Here is a 1,138-nt window from a genome sequence, read left to right as displayed (position 1 = left end):
GTCTATCGCACCGTGGGTAAATAAGCTCCAAACGCTGGCTACTTTGCGCGTAATTGATTGATCCCAGGCTCTTAAACTTAAAGAGAACGATCCATCCAGGTATTTCATCCAGTGCCACATTCCGGTTGGCATAAATAAAGTATCGCCATGCTCCAGGAAAACTTCATAACCTTCTACACCATTCAGTGCCGGGAATTTTTCGAAATCGGGGTTGGCCACATCATAATCTTCTAAAGCATAAGTTGCATTTGGCAGGCAATACAGTCTGTCTTTCCATTTGTTGTCGAAAAGAACAATGTGCTTTCTACCACCGAAGTGTGTATGGAAAATATGCGGTAAATCGATATCATAATGTAAAAAGGTTACCGAGTTAGAACCGCCAAAAAACATAGCAGGCATACTTTCGATAAAACCACCCATTAAATCTTTTGGGATTTTTACATCATTGATTAAACTTGGTACTTTTTTAAACAGGTTAAAAAAGAATATACGCAGTTCAGTTGGCTCACGTTTGATCAGGTCAAGGTAATCGCCAAATTTCATATGCGCCGTAGCTGCATTGATCGGTTTAGATGGATCGGCTTTAGAGTTATCGTAAAGTGGAACTTCGAGTTCGCCACCAATTTCCTTTAAATATTCAGTCGTCCATTTTTCTCTGGCAGGCCAGTCTTTGGTTAGGCCCCTGATTACTAACGGACGTTTAGTTTTCAGATAATTTTTCTTAAAATCTTCGGGAGTGATGCTCTCAACGATATCAACAGGTTTTAAAATGAAACTCATGCGCTTAAAATCGGTTATTTGTGCCGAACAACAAATGTGTAAATTTTATTTTACAAAATTGATGTTAACAGGTAAATGTGACTAAAATCACGTAATCTAAAATTAGTAAATACTTAACAATTTAATAATTACGCCTCAACTTTATTTTTAACAATTTCGGTATATGCAGCGTCCCACAGGTCGATCCTTTTCTGCAAGGCTAGTATTGTAGTCTCTTCTGCTTCGGCCCAAAAGGCTTCATTTTTTTCACAGAGCTTCTCCATCATAGAGAGTGCCAAATGGCTATGGTGATCGCCATCTACTTCGATATGGCGCTCCAGGTAATATTTAAAGACCGAAACTTTATCAGCCTGGGTAC

The 1,138-nt window shown here is 38.9% G+C and carries 2 protein-coding genes; both read right to left on the bottom strand.

Annotation, left to right across the window (positions count from 1 at the left end; genetic code table 11):
- On the bottom strand, positions 1 to 780 hold a 780-nt coding region (locus tag AC1DND_RS28270; protein ID WP_477586220.1), incomplete at its 3' end, for a cupin-like domain-containing protein.
- Between the two features lie 128 nt (positions 781 to 908).
- On the bottom strand, positions 909 to 1,138 hold a 230-nt coding region (locus AC1DND_RS28265), incomplete at its 5' end, for a DUF3050 domain-containing protein (RefSeq protein ID WP_477586218.1).

The organism is Pedobacter sp. 01N416 (genome assembly GCF_056399685.1).
The sequence above is the reverse complement of the archived record's forward strand: the minus strand, read 5'-3'. Positions and strand labels throughout refer to the sequence as shown.